Source organism: Pseudomonas gingeri (assembly GCF_013386115.1).
Classification (GTDB): Bacteria; Pseudomonadota; Gammaproteobacteria; order Pseudomonadales; family Pseudomonadaceae; genus Aquipseudomonas; species Aquipseudomonas gingeri.
In genome coordinates, this window is sequence record NZ_JACAOR010000002.1 from 191974 (window position 1) to 209786 (window position 17813).

The window sequence follows — 17813 nt, forward strand, 5'->3', positions numbered from 1 at the left end:
TCGGGTTCAAGCAGACAGCGCAAACCCACTGACCGGGGCCTGCAGCTCGATATCGCAACGACGCACCTGCGGCTTCAGCAACAGCAGGGAATGCCCCGTCGAATGCCTCAGCGTGATCCGCGAACCTTCCCCCACCACCGCCATCACCGGGTGCGTCTCGCCACTCTTGAACGAGATGTACTCTGGCAGTTGAACCGTGCGCACCACCCGCTCCAGCGCGCAGGTGGCCTGCTCATCGGCACTGACCAGGTCGAGCCGGAAGGTGCTCTTGCCCTTGAACTTGACGATCTCCAGCGACGAGCGGGACAAGTCCAGCTCCGCCAGGGTCTCGCGGTCCTGACCGGACAGGTCCAGGCTCACTTGCGGCAGCGTCGGCAAGTCCCCTGGCGGAACGAGCAGCTCCGTCCGACTGCCGAAGTTCGAGTCGAAGTCCTTCGAGCTCAGCACGCTTTTCTTGAACTGCAGGGTGTAGGGCGTCGCGCGGTGCAGCCTGACCTGGTAGCGGTTCAGCGCCCGCTCCTGAGGCGACTCTCCCGCCGCCCAGCCAAACGGATTGGCCTCCAGCAACAGGTGGGGCGTGGCACCGAACAGCAGGATGGTCGGGATCGCACCGAAATCCAGCACTTCCAGCCTCGTGTTCGGCGTGGACGGCATCGTCACCATCAGCTTGCGCGGGCGCTCCCGGCGACGCAGGTACCAGCCCTTGTGGACCTGTCCGGTCTTGTCCTGGTCCTTCGCGTCCGTCCAGGTCTGCAGGTCGTCCGGGGTCAGCCCCAGCGGCGACAAGGTATAACCCTTGGGCTGCTGGCGCAGGCTGGAACCCTGGCTGATCGAACCGATGTCCTTGAGCGCATTGGTCTGGTCGCTGTCATCGGCGTCATTGATCATCGGCGTCAACAGCAGATCGATGCCCTCTTCGCTCACCCCGGTGAACAACTGATCCGCCGCCTGGCGCATCTGCTGCTGGGTGAGGATGCCGTGCAGTGCCGAGGCCCCGAACAGGTTGCCGAAGAACAGGCCGACTTTCTCATCCCAGCGATAGTTCTCCAGTTGCGAGAGGCTGACGATGGCGTTCAGCAGGATGTTCACCACCGCCAGGGCCATCCCCACCAGAATCAGGCCGACGCCGACCCCGGGCACACCGATCAGGATAAAGCCCGCCAGGCCCAGCCCGAACGAGGCGCCATCGATCACCGTCATGGTGATATACAGCGCCTGTTCCTCGACGCTCCTGGCCAACCGCGCGCCTTCGACGTTGCGATACAGGCTGACCGCCGTGAACAGCACATCGAGGGGCAGCAGTACCTTGTTCATCTTGAAGAACAGCTGGTCCAGCCGTGGTTGCCAGAGTGCCCGCGACGCGCTGGAGGCCAGGCGCAAGGCCAGTGCCGGGCCAATATCTGAGCTGAAATCAAAGACCCCCTTGACCACCGCCAGCGAATCGCTGGTGCTGAACAGCCCCGACCTGACCGAGGAAAAGTCGAGGTGGAAAGGCTGGGTGCGGAAGTCCGCGAAGACCCCGAATGCCCCCAGCAGGCGACTGGAGCCGGCGGCCATGCGCGCGGCGGTCTTCAGGACGACAGGGGACAGTTGCTTTTTCTCGACTGCGGCTTTGCTCCGGGCCAGGTTTTCCTGGGTCTCCTGCAGCTTTCCCAGGCCCCCCGCATCCTGCAACAGCGGCTTCTTGCGTTTCAGGCTGCTTTCCAGTTGCTCGATGGCGGAAAGAACCCTGGCTTCCTCGCCCGATTCGAGCAAGGCGCCCGACTCTCGTGTTGACACGCCAAGTTGTGCGCTGCCCAGAAAGCCCTGGTACAACGGCGGGGCGCCCAGCAGGATGGTGTCTCCTGGCGAGCCTCTTTTCGGTTTTTGAGCGTTCCTGAAAATAGCGTCTGACACACTGCGTGCCGCGTTCAACTGGATATTATCGACCTTGATGCCGGTGATTTCCCGATATTCCTGCTTGGTGACGACAAACAGGATATCCGCCAACTGCTGATCATAATAAGAGACATACCCATAGTTATATGGCTGCACGCCCAGTAGTGGCCCATCGTGCGGGCTATAAAACGCAAAATCCTGAAATTCGCGATACACAATGCCCAAATGCTCGCGGAACAGCTTGAGTATCGACTGCCGCTTATAGTGATAATCAGGATCCACCGGATCAATCAGGATCTTGATTCTGTTTTCCTCGCGCAGATCCTCCAGGGCCTGCGTGTATATCCTGCTATTGACTTCAGCCTCGCTCTCGTCCGCACCAACGTGTGCCGGCGAGGCATAGCGGTTTTTTACTTCTGCATAATAACCGTGCAACAACCGCATCGTTTCAAATGTATTGACGCGCAAGAACGCTGCCTGGTCTTTTGGCCTGATGGACGCAGTGCCATAAATCAACTGCTCGACGCGGGCCACATGCTGCTCCGTCGTCCACCCTCCGAATCCTGGCAGCGGCCTTCGGGCAATCTCGACCGCCTCAGCCTTTCTTCTGCGCCTCTCCTCCTCGAAACCTCGCTCATAGACCCTGTAATCGGCTGTTTTTTCCTGTTTCACCGCCTCGAACCCGGCCTCCGATACAACTTTGACCTGGAACGCATCTCCAACCATGCCGGCTACGGAAAACACCCGTGTTTCCTGGACAAACCGCCGAACGGCGGGCTCCGAAAAATCCAGGCTCCCCGTCTTCGATAGAAAGGCAGAAAATCCCTGGGAGCGCATGCGATCCATGACATTGAGCACAACGCCCGGCAATGGCGCCATATTGTCGTTAGTGGCGATATAAGAAAACGGAATCAGACCCAGACCCGAGCTATAGACCAGGGAAGAATGAGGGCTGCAAATCACGGTTATATTGGGGATCCAGCGCCGCTCCATACCGTCGCCGCCGATGACATTGAAATTCCCTTGCTCCAGGCAGCGCTCGATAAAAAGAACCGTCACATAGGACGCCAGGGCCTCGGGGAAATGGCACGCGGTGAAATTCATGCAGCGGATCTGCCTGAACCTGGCGGAGTTTTTTCCAAACACGCCGGAAAAATTATCGTATATCCAACTGGCTATCCTTTCCGGATTGGAAACACCACCCAGGCCAAAAATATCCGCATGCCCCACTATATGCACGGTGCCGTCAAAAGGACTCGCGGTATCGCCAGGGCTGATGTAATCAATGAGCAACGCGTCAATCGGCCTGGGCCGACCTCGGCCCAGGAGCGTATCGATTTCCCGCGATCGCAGCTTATGGTAGCTACTGAGGGTGTAAATACCCAGTTCCTGCTCACGGATCAGGATCCGATCCAGATTGCTCTTTCTGAAACGCACGAACTCCTTGTCCATATTATCGATATAGCGACGGGCGGCCTCGGCATCTTCGGGCACTGCACCTTCGGCACTCAGAATGTCGACAATACTGGGATACTCGATCGCATTGATCTGCCAAGCCGGACCGGAGAGCCGTCTGAAAAACTCCTTGAACGAAATAGAGAACCTGATCAGATCCTGCGCATCTTTCAGCCCGCCTCTACTCTTGTAATAGAAATAAAACTTTATAATCGCCAACGGGTAGGTTTCTTCAAAAGATGTAGCGTTGTGATACAACAGGACGCTTGCAACATCTTCACCAATAAGCAGATTGAGAGTCCCTCCCACGGCACGCTTCACCCGCCCACCCGGCCTGGACGGGCTCACCGGCAGGTTGACCCCGCGAAACACCCGCACCTGTTTCTGGACAACCCCCAGATAATACAGGGCGATCAGTCCCTTCAGGAAATTCAGCTCCTCCTGTTTTTTTACAACGTTATCCCCCTCGACCCTGGCCATTGCGAGAAAATCCTTGAGCAATGCCAAATCAACCAGGGCCCGCGCACCGTCTCCTCTTGCACTTGAAAATGCCGACTCAAGCTGCGAATAACTCCCCTGCAATGACTTATCCATTGCCTGCCATAGCAGAAAGGATGATATATCCCGAGAAAACTCAAAGCTCCATTGATCGCGAAAGCGGGGGTATATGATTCGCTGCTCGCCGACGCCCTCGGTATATAGTTCGCCAAGCGTATAAACCCGCCCGCCTTGCGCGGCGCTGATCCTGTTGTCCTCCAGATAAAGCTCGGGAAAAATCACCGCGTAATGTTTCAACAGCCTTTCGATGGATTCGAGACGGGCCAGGCTTTCCTTGCCCGGTCCGGCACCTGATATTTCATATTGATGCAGGCTGTAGTCAAACGATAACCTTTGCATAAGCCCACCTAGAACTTCGAAGATTTTTCATATTGTTCGACCAGGGAACCGAGCGAACCTGAAAAACCCAGATGGGCCAATGTTTTGACATTGTAGCCCCGGTCAATCTTCTCCCCCGCCGTCAACAAACCTTCCCGTTGCCACAAGGCGCTACTCCAAAGACTCAGATCCCTGATCGCGAGCATCGGGCCATTCCCCACGCCTGTTCCCAGGCCAAGGGTGAGCACGACTTCAGCGATGGCTGGATCTTCTCGAGACGCCGCCTGATCGCCGGCAGGCGAAATCGCATACGTCAGAGCGGCTTGCAACCCGCCGGAAAGATCGCTCTCGGCCCGCGCCACGAACAGATTGAACGCCTTGCGATCGTCACTCAGGCACAGCAGCAGGAAACAGGGAAAACCCTCCAAGTCCACTGATCCGCGCTCGTTGCCCTGAGAGTCGCTGAAGACCATCTTCTCCTCGTAAGCCAACTCTCCATTCGCCGGGCCTGCCTTCATTTGCCTCAGGATCTGCAGGGAGAAACGGGTACTGCTCTCAGGCGCGGCGGTTTTACAGGTGAGCGCACCGATATCCGTGCGGCGGGTGTAAAGCGTCTGTTTATCCTCGTTCAGCTTGAGCTGAAGCTGACGCATGGTGGCCTTCAACTGCGCCTCGACAGAGAAATCGGACACACTCAACTGTCCGACAAAATTCGGCAGACTACCCGCCAGCGTGCTGGTCCCGATGAATTGCGCGAGGGTCCGATCGTTGTAATGAGCACCCGCTACAAAGGGTTCAGCCGGATCAAAACGCTCCACGTCCTCGACGATCTTTTTAAAATCCAGCCCGTGCTTGCGCCGCGAGAAAACGGATTGCGCTTTATTCCACCTGTCGATCAACGCGACCACCGTCTGGATTTCAAGTGACCGTGGCTCCTTCAGTCGCACATCCAGCATGAAACCGCTGGAGACGCCTCGATCCGCCGCAGGTGTCAGGGAAACCGAGCATGAATTCCTGAAGGCATCAAAGCACAGTCCCCGAGCCGCCTCGATGGAGAAGTTGGCGTTCTCCACGGAGTGGAACAGCTTGTTATCCAGGGTTCCCCAGCGGTTCTTCTGCAGTGGGTAATGGGCAATCAGTTGCTCCAGGGGGAGTTGCCGATAGCCGAAGCCCTTCAACAGCGATTTTTTTTCTTCCAGGTAATCGCGCAGATTGGCCTCGCCCTCCGGCCGGGCGTTACCCACCCAGGCCGCCACTCTTTCCAGGCGCAACGAGTGCCGGCCATTCTTGATGGCCAGCGGAATGGTATTGAACTGGAACTCGCTGAAGCCGGCGAAAAAATCCCTGAACGCCTCACCGAAGTCGCCCAGGATATAAGGCGCTTCCCCCGCTTTTCCGGTATTCCAGACCTTGACCGTCGAAAGCCCGTCCCTGGTTTCCAGCTTGATGACGCAGGGATCCCCATGGGCGAACATCAGCGGCTCGGTTTTCCCCGAGACCATCCGGGTCGCGACTTTCACCGCGCTTTTATTACGTCGGCTCGCCGCCAGCACCTTTCCCTCCCGGTCTTCTTCCCAGGTCCTGAGCATCAGGTACAACTGCTCGTTCAGGCAGACCAGGGTGAAACTGCGCCCGAGCCGATAGGCAAACACTCGTTCATCGGCGGCTTCCGGCCGTTGCGCAACGGTGTAGTGATCTTCTCGCTCTTCGCCCATCCAGATATTCGGCTTGGCGACAAGACTGGCGGAGTCGGCATCATGTGCCTGCCAGACGGCGTTGACAGCGGTAAACTCGAACGTGAATGCATAGTCCTTTTCTCCATAAAAAGGACACGCCACCTTGTAGCGATGTTCATTCATCTCCAATAGCTTGGCTTGCGCAGACATCAGGGCTTCTCCTTATTCCTTTTCGACCACGTCATACTGTTTGATCTGATCTTTCAGATACGCCTTCGAGTGTTCATCCTGGGCCACTCTGTCAGCCAGTTGGGTAAACCCTTGTTGCAGGGCCGGTTCCGGCAACACGGATTGCAACCGGTAAACCTCCTCTCGATAACTCAACGCCGACAGCCGCAGGGACTCGATCAACCGATCGGCGCTGAAGATCCCTTCCTCAAGCAACAGGCTGACCCGGTTCTGCGCTGAGCGCGGCCAGGCGACGATGTCCTTCAGGCAGATCGTCAGCAGATGGGTCTCGGCTTCCTGGAAAAAGAACAGGTCGTCGTCCTGTATGCGGGCCGTTCTGAAACTGACGCCGGAAGCGGAAATGAAATGGGTCGCCGCCCTTTTCGTCGTCAGGAAAAGGACCTTGTCCCCACCCGAGGCGCCGGATATCTCGATGGTGTTTCTATAACCGTTGGCGATCACACTGTCGGCGCCACCCTGATCGAGATAGAAGAAGTTCTCCGGCAGATTGCCGACCAGTTGCGTCTCATGCCTGCCGCCATGCAGATAGGCCACGTTGCCACGGGCGATCAGGATGTCCTGGCCGTCATCGCTGGGATACAGCGGCGTGTCGGGTTTGCCCAGAATGCTGTTGCGCAGCACGTACTCGGTCTTGTCGCTCCAGCGACGAAGCACGGTTTTCTCGCCCAGGGCTTCACGACCGAGATCGACTTGCCGCCGCCAATGAACCTTGCCATCGTTTCGCGACACTTCCAGGGTGTAGAGGCGATCCTTGATCTCGATTTCCAGAAACTCGCCAATCGGCTCCTTCAGGAAGTTGACCAGCGTCAACGAGCCTTCCTTGAGCGCTGCCTGACTGCCTTTCAACCAGCCCTGGACGGCCGGATCACGGGTCGCGGCCAGTTCCTTCTGCGGATCGACCAGCAGCGCCCACTCCAGGACGACACTGCCCCAATGTTCCTCCTCCGGCCCCGGCACCTGTATCACCACGTTCTCCAACTCGACCCCCATGAGTTTCAGGCGCGAAGGTGCCAGGCCCTTTTGAAAGTCCTCCTCCGCGGCGAAATCAAAGACGGTGTGAGAGTCCCACATCAGATAAATCGTATTGGCTGAACCCCGACCTTGAACCCGACTGCGCCCCTGCCCGACATACAGGGTGTTGGAGAACAGTGGATCGAGCTCATAGACATGGTTGCCTTTGAGGCAGGGAATGTAGGTATACGGATTGAATTTCCCTTCGACACTCAGGAAATACGGCGCGTCATAAGTGCCGCCGTCAAACTCTCTTTCCGCGCGGTAGGTATAGGGCGAAGGGCTTTGCGCCAGGGCATCCTTTTTCATCCAGAGACAGAGCACCAGTATCTCCACCCCCTGCCACCAGGCGGGCGCTTCTTCTACCCGGTCTTTTTCCAGCCAGCGCGTGCTGAACAGCTTTCTTCCGGTTCTGGAATAGCCGTGGACGGAGACATTTTTTGCCACCGCCTGGGGAAAGGCGGCCCGCATGAGCACATCTTTCGTCATCCGTTCAAAGGAGAACGGAATCGCCGTATAGGCCAGCGTATGCGCCTCAAGAAAGTCCTGCAGTTTTGCACTCTGGACCAGCGGCGCTATATCCAATTCCTCATAGGGCAGATCCAGGTCCCGGGCAATATCGGCAAAGCTCAGTTTCCTGTCGAAGTAGAAATCGACTTCGGAAAAAAACAGCTGGTCCATTGCGACTGACGGGAAAGGAGAAATCAGATGGATTCGATAATAACAAGCTGCGGAGCCCTGTTTTGCGGGGCTTTCCTTTAATGGATCCTTGATATCCATCTCAAGATAATAGGGATTCCCTTGCGTCTCCAGATGCAGTACGCGGGATGCAGCAGCGTCCTCGACAACCTTTCTGAAGTGGCAGCGCCCCACGTAATGCGCCTCGTTGATCACCCGGTAATCCGAGTCGAGCATCTCATACGAAAAGTTGGCGACTTCTGGCGGCGCCTGCTCGAAATACGCCAATCCCTTTATGCGTAAAAAAGATCTCCTGTCGATAAAATCGACCGAGGCAAGCGACGCCATATCGATCAGCAACCCATGCTCTGTCCTCTTGGCTGCCGTCGAAAGATCGAGGTGATGAACGCTGTTATAGGCCACCTCGCTGCCCGAATCATAAAAGACCCTGAACCGAGGGAAGGCGACATTCAGGTAGCGGAACAGGCCCTCGCCGTTCAACAGGCATTTCATCTCCAGAAAATCGAGGGTGTGCGCCTTGTTGATCGCCTTCATGTCGATAAGCTGATGACTCGAAGCACTGACCCTGACCTGCAAAAGGTCCTTCTTTTCATCCTCCAGGGAATCTATCCGGGCGCCCCCACGCGCCGTGATACGGTAGGAAAACCGGATCGAGCTCAAGTCGAAGGCTGACGTCGGCACACTCGGCAGGAGAACGAAGCCCCTTGATCGGGCCTTTTTTATCTCCGCGAAACTCAGATAGCCCGCGGTCGGGTTTGTCGGTTGCCCGTCATACCGGGCCAGCCTGATTTCATAATTGACGAGGGTGTCATCGGGATAGCGGTCGAGCTCAGCGGCCCTTTCCGCATTGAATAGCAACGCTGTCGAGTCATAGGGCCGACTGGCGGCACTGCCCAACATGACGGGCTGGTTGTTTCCTGGCACAAGCAGTTGCGGCAGGTCCATTTCCATCACGTTATATAACCGGTTCCCGTAATAAATATTCGGGTTCAAGGTAATGGTTTGATTCTGCAGAACAAGCTTCAAGCAACTTTCTATATTTTTTCTTAAAACCAGCTCCCCGCCCTTGAGCTCAGTGACAAAAAAATTGCCTTCCAGGGAAATCTGCAACTTTTCCCGATCACGGTCCTCGATGTTGAAAGACTGCTTCTTGACCGGCGTTACCCGTGGATCAAGTTGGGTAGTGAGATCATGGTACCTCAGCGAAGTGTCCGTCAGAATCAGCTCGACTTTTTCCAGTTCCGAATCCGTCGCGGCCGCATGCCCGGTGATCTTTATTACTTTCCTGTCACTCATCACTTATATTCCCTTAAAGTGCTTGAACTTTATTTATAACGTCAGGCTTGCATCTAGATGGAAACTGCAAAACCGCTGACCGGGGCGTGCAGGTCGATATCGCAACGACGCACCTGCGGCTTCAGCAACAGCAGGGAATGCCCCGTCGAATGCCTCAGCGTGATCCGCGAACCTTCCTCCACCACCGCCATCACCGGGTGCGTCTCGCCGCTCTTGAACGAGATATGCGCCGACAGTTGAACCGTGCGCACCACCCGCTCCAGCGCGCAGGCGGCCTGGTCATCGGCACTGACCAGATCGAGCCGGAAGGTGCTCTTGCCCTTGAACTTGACGATCTCCAGCGACGAGCGGGACAAGTCCAGTTCCGCCAGGGTCTCGCGGTCCTGGCCGGACAGGTCCAGGCTCACTTGCGGCAGCGTCGGCAAGTCCCCCGGCGGAACGAGCAGTTCCGTCCGGCTGCCGAAGTTCGAGTCGAAGTCCTTCGAGCTCAGCACGCTTTTCTTGAACTGCAGGGTGTAGGGCGTCTCGCGGTGCAGCCTGACCTGGTAGCGGTTCAGCGCCCACTCCTGGGGTGACTCTCCCGCCGCCCAGCCAAACGGATTGGCCTCCAGCAACAGGTGGGGCGTGGCACCGAACAGCAGGATGGTCGGGATCGCACCGAAATCCAGCACTTCCAGCCTCGTGTTCGGCGTGGACGGCATCGTCACCATCAGCTTGCGCGGGCGCTCCCGGCGACGCAGGTACCAGCCCTTGTGGACCTGCGCGGTCTTGTCCTGGTCCTTCCCGTCCGTCCAGGTCTGCAGGTCATCCGGGGTCAGCCCCAGCGGCGACAGGGTATAACCCTTGGGCTGCTGGCGCAGGCTGGAACCCTGGCTGATCGAACCGATGTCCTTGAGCGGATTGGTCTGGTCGCTGTCGTCGGCGTCGTTGATCATCGGCGTCAGCAGCAGATCGATGCCCTCTTCGCTCACCCCGGCGAACAGTTGATCCGCCGCCTGGCGCATCTGCTGCTGGGTGAGGATGCCGTGCAGCGCCGAGGCCCCGAACAGGTTGCCGAAGAACAGGCCAACCTTTTCATCCCAGCGATAGTTCTCCAGTTGCGAGAGGCTGACGATGGCATTGAGCAGGATATTCACCACCGCCAGGGCCATCCCCACCAGAATCAACGCGACGCCAACCCCGGGCACGCCGATCAGGATAAAGCCCGCCAGGCCCAGCCCGAACGAGGCGCCATCGATCACCGTCATGGTGATATACAGCGCCTGTTCCTCGACGCTCCTGGCCAACCGCGCGCCTTCGACGTTGCGATACAGGCTGACCGCCGTGAACAGCACATCGAGGGGCAGCAGCACCTTGTTCATCTTGAAAAACAGCTGGTCCAGCCGCGGTTGCCAGAGTGCCCGCGACGCGCTGGAGGCCAGGCGCAAGGCCAGCGCCGGGCCGATATCGGAGCTGAAATCAAAGACCCCCTTGACCACCGCCAGCGAATCGCTGGTGCTGAACAGACCCGACCTGACCGAGGAAAAGTCGAGGTGGAAGGGTTGGGTGCGGAAGTCCGCGAAAACCCCGAATGCCCCGAGCAGGCGACTGGAGCCGGCGGCCAAGCGCGCAGTGGCTTTCAGGGCGATGGGTGACAACTGCTTTTTCTCGAGACGGGTCCTGGCGCGCTCGAGATTTTCCCGGGTCTCTTGCAGGCTTCTCAGCGAACGCGAGTCGTTGAGAAATGGCTTCTTCTTGTCCAGGCTGCTTTCCAGCCGCTCCATGGCCGACAGGGTATTTATTTCGTCCCCGGCGTCCAGCAATCGCCGCAGTTCCCGTGTGGGCATCCCCAACTGTTCGCTGCCCTGCAGCCCCCGCAGCAGGCCGGTGTCCACGGTCACCATGTCCGACTGAGGGCTGGGCGCTTGAAAGGAATGAAACTCGCTCGGAGCGAACTGTATATACGGATAATTCTTGAAAAACTGCCGGGCGGCGAAATCGATATCGATGCCGGTCATCGCCCGATACTCCTCCTTCTCCAGCAGAAAGAGCTTTTTATAGGCGGCCTCATAGCGCTCTTCGGTGCCAGGCATCCTGGAACCGCACAATATGAAGATCAGGTCGGTGAAATGCCTGATCTTTGCAGGCCCATGGGGGTCATAGGGATCAATCAGGATTTTTACTTTCGTCGCATGGTAAATCTGATAACCGCCGAGAAAATCCCGACGGTCCGCTGCCGACTTCAATTGCGCCAGAAAACCTATCACTTTGCGCACGGTATCGACTTCGCCGACTGGCAGCATATCCGGCCCTTCGGCGATGGAGGCAACCGACACCAGCCTCTGGACATCGCCGACCGCCCCGGGAAACCGATCAACGATCAGTTGGGCACACTGCTCCACTCCCGACCTGCGCAGATCGAGCACCGCGCGTGTGACGCGGTTGATAGAGTCGAACGTGGTCTTAGCGACATAAGGAATACCGGGCGTTTCCGTAAACAGTCGATCCGCCTGTAAAACCTGTGTGCTTCTCAGGTAATCCGCGAATGAAAGATAGTTCGGATCGGTAAAGGTAGAAGACCAGTGAAAATTCTCGCTGATCGCCACCTGAATACCCGAAGAGTTATCGATCAGGTGCCTGAACGCCTTGAGCACATGCCCGGGAAAAACAAAGTGCTGCTCCTGCCACAGACTCGACAGGGTACGACCGAGTAGCAGCTGCGACGTCAATACCAGCGGCGATCGCGGACTGGAGATGATCAGTAAATTGGGAATTCGATCCGGTTCAAAAAACACCGACGACCTTTCCAGGAAAAGACAGGTAATGTGCTTCGCCAGCACATCCGGAATATGGCAGGACTGAAAATTGATCACCTTCAATTTCCTGAACCCTGTCGCGCCATAATTGGCGAGCAGGTTGTCGTGCAGCCAGCCCGCAACCTTTTCCGGATAACCGGACACGCGTCGCTCTATATACTGACCGTGGGCGATGACATTGACGACTCCGTCAAATTCGACACCTGGCGCCGCCGCCGCGGAATATTTTATGACCAGGTCGTTATTGCTGATTGAATAGTCGGCCCCCAACTCGAGGTAACTGCGCCCTCCCGGCTTGAGGATGCGGCCCAGCGCCCGCTGCCTGAACTGATCGAACTCGCCATGAATATTGAGCAGCATCCTCCGCCACTCCGGAGAGCCTTCGTTGGGTAGGGTGAGCAGGACCTGTGTCACGCGTCGCTGTCTCAAGGCGCCTAATTGATGGAACCCGGTAAACAGCGAAGGTGGCATTGAGCCGAGATTGATCGCCAGGAGGAAATTGGCAAATTCCTGCCGGGTATTGATACGCCCTTTCCATTGTGTGTAGTACTTCGAAACAAGACGCATACTGGCAGCGGAATCCGGACTTTGCGCCGCGACCACCTGATAGAGTCTGACATCGGCAACATCGTCACCCACCAGAAGATTCAATGTGTGCTCAATGGCACGCTTGCGACGACGTCCCGGACCCGATGCGCTATCCGTTGCCGGCGGATTCGACAGGTTCACACCTTGCAAGCGTCGCATCTTCGCCTGTGCGGCCCCGACCTGCTGGAGAGAAAGCAGGCCGTTCAAAAAATCCAGCTCTTGTTTTTTAATGCTGGAATTCTCGCCCGTCGGAGTGACCATCGCGATAAAGTCCCGGGTCAATACCCAGTTGATCCGATGCTCTTCGGCAACCCCCTCCCTTATCAACTCCGACTTGAGCAGAGGATAGGAAGCCGCCAACTCGCCATCCAGGTCACGCCACAGAGAAAAGGACGACATATCGCGAAGAAAATCAAATACGAACTCTTCCCGAAAGCAGGGATAGATAATTCGTTGCTCATCCACCCCCTGGGTATGGATTGTTCCCAGGAGATAGCTCTTGCCACCTTGCGTGACACGTATTCCCTTGCCTTCCAGATACAACTCGGGAAAACAGACTTTATATTTCTCCAGGACACGTTGAGTTTCAGCGAGGTACGCCAGGTCATCCTGGCTTAATGCGTCACCCGATATTTCGTAGCGATTCGAGCCATAATCGAACAACAGTCTGTTCATACAAGAACCCCATCCCGCACGATCAGGCACGGAGGGAGACAAGCGGACAGAAAAGACTCAGACATCGTAATATCCTTATTACTACTTATGAGTCACAAGGCTACTCGTTGTCCTTTTCAAAAGAAAAACGCAATTTGTTGATCGGACCCTGTCCGATCGGATCAACAATAAGGTTTCAAACTATAGATATATAGGCCCACTAGGCTTCGTCGTTATAGACGAACTTCGGCATTTCCCAGTGAAAGCGAATTGCCAACAGGCGTAGCAGAAAGCCACCAAAGAGCGTGATCAGAATCGCCTGTTCATTGGGCAGTTGCCAATAAGTACAACCGAGGAAACACCAGGCGGCGGCGAACGAGACGCTGGCATAGAGCTCACGGCGGAAGACCAGGGGAATATCGTTGCAGAAGATATCCCGCAGCACCCCGCCAAACACCCCGGTGATCACTCCGCTGACCGAAGCCACCATCATGCCCTGGCCCATTTCCAGGGCGGTCATGCACCCGATCAGGGTGAAGGCCACCAGGCCCAGGGCGTCGAGCACCAGGAACAGCGAGCGCAAGTGACGCATCAGCGGCGCGATGAACACCGTCACCAGGGCCGCGACCGAAGTCAGTACCAGGTATTCCGGGTGCTTGACCCAGGTCAGCGGGTAATGCCCCAGCAGGACGTCGCGCACCGAACCGCCGCCAAGCGCGGTGACGCAGGCGATCAGCACCACGCCGAACCAGTCCATGCCACGCCGTCCGGCAGACAATGCGCCGGTCATGGCTTCAGCGGTAATGGCGACGAGGTAGAGCATCAGCAGCATGATGGCGATCCGGGCAGGAGAAGGCCCGCAGTCTACTGACTTGCGCCGCGCCCCAAAAGAGCGCAGCGCGGCAGGCACCGCTGCGGATCAGAACTTGATGAAATGCTTGCGGTAGTGCTGCAGCTCGGCGATCGACTCACGGATATCGTCCAGCGCCAGGTGCGTGCTGCCCTTCTGGAAGCTGTCACGCACTTGCGGCGCCCAGCGCGCGGCCAGTTCCTTGAGGGTCGACACGTCCAGGTTGCGGTAGTGGAAATAGTTTTCCAGTGCCTTCATATGGCGGGCGAGAAAGCGGCGATCCTGGCAGATGCTGTTGCCGCAGATCGGCGATTTGCCCCTGGGCACCCACTGTTCCAGGAAGGCGATGGTCTGCGCCTCGGCCTCGGCCATGCTGATGCGGCTCTCGCGCACGCGCTGAGTCAGGCCCGAACCGCCGTGCTGACGGGTGTTCCACTCGTCCATGCCGGCCAGCACTTCATCGCTGTGATGGATCGCGATCACCGGGCCTTCGGCCAGGGTGTTGAGGTTGCTGTCGGTGACGATGGTCGCCATTTCGATGATGACGTCGGTGTCCGGGTTCAGGCCGGTCATCTCCAGGTCAATCCAGATCAGATTCTGTGGGTTTTGCATGGGTTGGCTCCTCGGCGTAGCCGCACAGTTTAGCGCAGGCCGCGCTTGCCGGGCGTGCTAAACTCGCGACCGCTTGCCCCTCCCCGCCGATTCAACGACACGGAACACCCATGGCCAAACGCCAGCTCAACCGCCGCCAGAACTGGCGCATCGAAAAGATCCAGGGCGAACGCGCCGCACGCGCCGCCAAACGCGAATCCCAGGCCGTCGAGGCACTGGAAGGCGGCGACCTGGGCGCCGAGCAGACGGGCCTGGTGATCGCCCACTTCGGCGTGCAGGTCGAAGTCGAGGCACTGGAAGGCGAGCTCAAGGGCCAGGTATTCCGCTGCCATCTGCGGGCCAACCTGCCGGCGCTGGTGACCGGCGACCGGGTGGTCTGGCGTGCCGGCAACCAGGGTATTGGCGTGATCGTCGCGCAACTGCCGCGCACCACCGAACTGAAGCGCCCGGACAGCCGTGGCCAGCTCAAGCCGGTGGCCGCCAACGTCGACATGATCGTGATCGTCTTCGCGCCGTTGCCCGAACCCCATGCCAACCTGATCGACCGCTACCTGGTGGCGGCCGAGCATGCCGGCATCCGGCCGTTGCTGCTGCTGAACAAGTTCGACCTGATCGACGAGCAGAATGCCCCGGCCCTGAACGCACTGCTGGCGGTGTATCGCACGCTGGGCTATCCGGTGCTGGAAGTCTCGGCCCATCACGGCAACGGCATGGAGCAGTTGCAACAACAGCTGGACGGGCGCATCAGCGTGTTTGTCGGCCAATCCGGGGTCGGCAAGTCCTCGCTGGTCAACAGCCTGCTGCCCGAAGTGGACACCCGCGTCGGCCCGCTCTCCGAACTGTCCGGCCAGGGCACCCATACCACCACCACCGCGCGGCTGTTCCACTTCCCCGGCGGCGGTGAACTGATCGACTCCCCGGGGATCCGCGAATTCGGCCTGGGGCACGTCAGCCGTGCCGACGTCGAAGCGGGTTTTATCGAGTTCAACGACCTGATCGGCACCTGCCGCTTCCGCGACTGCAAGCATGATCGCGAGCCCGGCTGCGCGCTGCTCAAGGCCCTGGAAGATGGCCGCGTGCAGCAACAGCGGATGAACAGCTACCGCTCGATCATCGCCAGCCTGCCGCAGGACAGCTATTGACCCCTGTCGCCCCAAATGACCGAAACAACACCCAAACAACAAGGCCGCGATAATCGCGGCCTTGTTGTTTATCGGCTCATGAGCCGGTCTTCGGCTTGCCCGGTTCGTCCATCTTCAAGACGCCGTCCTCGAAGATGTTCAAGCGCTGTCGCACCTCATGGGCGGGCAGCGGCTGCTTGTCCGCCGGCAGCGCATTCGGGTCGGCCGGCACTTCGCCCGGCGCACCCTGGCCCGGAGTCGGGACCGGGGCGGGCTTGTCGTCATCGGCACCCTGTTCGCCCTCGATGGCCTTCTGCGCCTTCTTGGTCAGCACGACGATATCGATGCGACGGTTGACCGGGTTGAACGGGTTGGCCTTGTCGAACAGCGACGACGAGGCATAACCCACCACCCGCGCCACTTGCGTGTCCGGATAGGTCCCCGCCACCAGTGCCCGACGGGCCGCGTTGGCGCGGTTGGCCGACAGTTCCCAGTTACCGAAGTCACCGGAGCCTGCGTACGGCTTGGCATCGGTATGACCGCTGATACTGATCTTGTTCGGCACCGCCTTGATGGTGTCGGCCATGGCCAGCAGGATGTCTTCGAAGTAAGGCTTCAGGCGCGCACTGCCGGAGTCGAACATCGGCCGGTTTTCCGCGTCCATGATCTGGATACGCAGGCCGTCCGGGGTGATCTCGAACTGGATCTGATCCTTGAACTTCTGCAGCTCAGGGCTCTCGTCGACCTTCTTGTGCAACTCCTGCAGCAGCAACTCCAGGCGCTCTTTCTCGACCTGTTCGGCCATGCTCTCGACCTGGTCGGTGTCGACCGTGACCTTGTCCGGTTGCGGCTGGGATTTGACTTCCGGATTGAGGGTCTTGTCCGGCGCCAGCACCGGCGAACCGCCTAGGTCGATGATGTAGGGCGTGCCGCTCTCGGAGAAGCCGATCGGGTCCTTGAAATAGCCGGCGATGGCGATCTTCTGTTCCGGGGTCGCCGTGGACAGCAGCCACAGCACCAGGAAGAACGCCATCATCGCCGTCGCGAAGTCGGCGAAGGCGATTTTCCAGGCGCCACCATGATGCCCGCCGGCAAAGCGCTTGACGCGCTTGATAATGATCGGCTGATTGTTTTCCATGACTCAGCGACCGCGAACCGCTTGTTCCAGCTCGGCGAAGCTGGGACGGTGCTTCGGATACAGGACCTTGCGCCCGAACTCCACCGCCAGCGAAGGCGGCATGCCCGAAGCCGAGGCCACCAGGGAGGCCTTGATCGCTTCGTAGATATTCAGCTCTTCCTTGGCGTCGTGGGTCAGGGAAGTCGCCAGGGGACCGAAGAAACCGTAGGCGGCGAGAATACCGAAGAAGGTACCTACCAGGGCCGCACCCACGTGCAGGCCGATGGACTTCTGGTCGCCTTCGCCCAGGGAAGCCATGGTCACCACGATCCCCAGTACCGCCGCGACGATACCGAAGCCGGGCATGGCGTCGGCGATGCCGGTCACCGCATGGGCCGGATGCTCCAGCTCTTCCTTCATGGAGAACAGCTCCATGTCGAACAGGCCTTCCAGCTCATGGGGAGCCATGTTGCCGGAGGACATGATGCGCAGGTAATCGCAGATGTAGGCGGTCATGCGCTCGTCTTTGAGCACGGCCGGGTACTTGGCGAAGATCGGGCTGGCGGCGGCGTCTTCGATATCCCCTTCAATCGCCATCATGCCTTCGCGGCGGCTCTTGTTGAGGATCTCGTAGATCAGGCCCAGCACCTCGAGATAGAAAGTGTGGGTAAAGCGCGAACTGAACATGCCCAGGGATTTCTTGACCACGTGCATGGTCATGTAGCCGGGGTTGGCCTGCAGGAACGCACCGAAGGCCGCGCCACCGATGATCATCACCTCGAAGGGCTGGATCAGGGCGGCAATCTTGCCGTGGGAAAGCACGTACCCGCCGAGCACGCTCGCGAATACGACGATGATGCCGATAATTTTAGCCATAGGTAGAGAGCACTTACTGAGTCGGGTTCAAGGTCATATTCGGAAGTTAATAAATCTCTT

At 58.4% G+C, this 17813-nt stretch carries 9 protein-coding genes; 1 reads left to right on the plus strand and 8 read right to left on the minus strand.

The features are described from left to right. Positions 1-6 precede the first annotated feature (6 nt). From HX881_RS05710 to orn, 6 genes are all read right to left on the minus strand, one after another. Complete coding sequence (locus HX881_RS05710) at positions 7-4230, minus strand: hypothetical protein (RefSeq protein ID WP_177083381.1); 4224 nt, start codon at positions 4228-4230, stop codon at positions 7-9. 8 nt (positions 4231-4238) lie between these two features. Continuing rightward, positions 4239-6095, minus strand: a complete 1857-nt coding sequence (locus HX881_RS05715) for a hypothetical protein (RefSeq protein WP_177083382.1) — start codon at positions 6093-6095, stop codon at positions 4239-4241. Positions 6096-6107: 12 nt separating this feature from the next. Further along, positions 6108-9140, minus strand: a complete 3033-nt coding sequence (locus HX881_RS05720; RefSeq protein ID WP_177083383.1) for a hypothetical protein — start codon at positions 9138-9140, stop codon at positions 6108-6110. 53 nt (positions 9141-9193) lie between these two features. Beyond that, complete coding sequence (locus HX881_RS05725; RefSeq protein WP_246356466.1) at positions 9194-13198, minus strand: hypothetical protein; 4005 nt, start codon at positions 13196-13198, stop codon at positions 9194-9196. A gap of 199 nt (positions 13199-13397) precedes the next feature. Beyond that, on the minus strand, positions 13398-14012 hold the full coding sequence (locus HX881_RS05730) for a trimeric intracellular cation channel family protein (protein ID WP_177083818.1): 615 nt from the start codon (positions 14010-14012) through the stop codon (positions 13398-13400). Between the two features lie 84 nt (positions 14013-14096). Further along, entirely contained in the window at positions 14097-14639 is a 543-nt protein-coding gene (gene orn, locus HX881_RS05735) for an oligoribonuclease (RefSeq protein WP_017125081.1), read from the minus strand. Between the two features lie 110 nt (positions 14640-14749). On the opposite strand from orn, the gene rsgA reads away from it, so the two are divergent. Continuing rightward, positions 14750-15781 carry a small ribosomal subunit biogenesis GTPase RsgA gene (gene rsgA, locus HX881_RS05740; RefSeq protein ID WP_017125082.1) on the plus strand — a complete coding sequence of 344 codons (1032 nt, stop codon included), beginning with the start codon at positions 14750-14752 and terminating at the stop codon, positions 15779-15781. A gap of 76 nt (positions 15782-15857) precedes the next feature. Here the strand turns inward: rsgA and motB are convergent, their stop codons facing one another. Beyond that, entirely contained in the window at positions 15858-16898 is a 1041-nt protein-coding gene (motB, locus tag HX881_RS05745; RefSeq protein ID WP_017125083.1) for a flagellar motor protein MotB, read from the minus strand. A 3-nt stretch (positions 16899-16901) separates the two neighbouring features. After that, the gene (gene motA / locus HX881_RS05750; RefSeq protein ID WP_017125084.1) at positions 16902-17753 is read right to left on the minus strand and encodes a flagellar motor stator protein MotA; all 852 of its coding nucleotides are present in this window, start codon (positions 17751-17753) and stop codon (positions 16902-16904) included. Positions 17754-17813 lie beyond the last annotated feature (60 nt).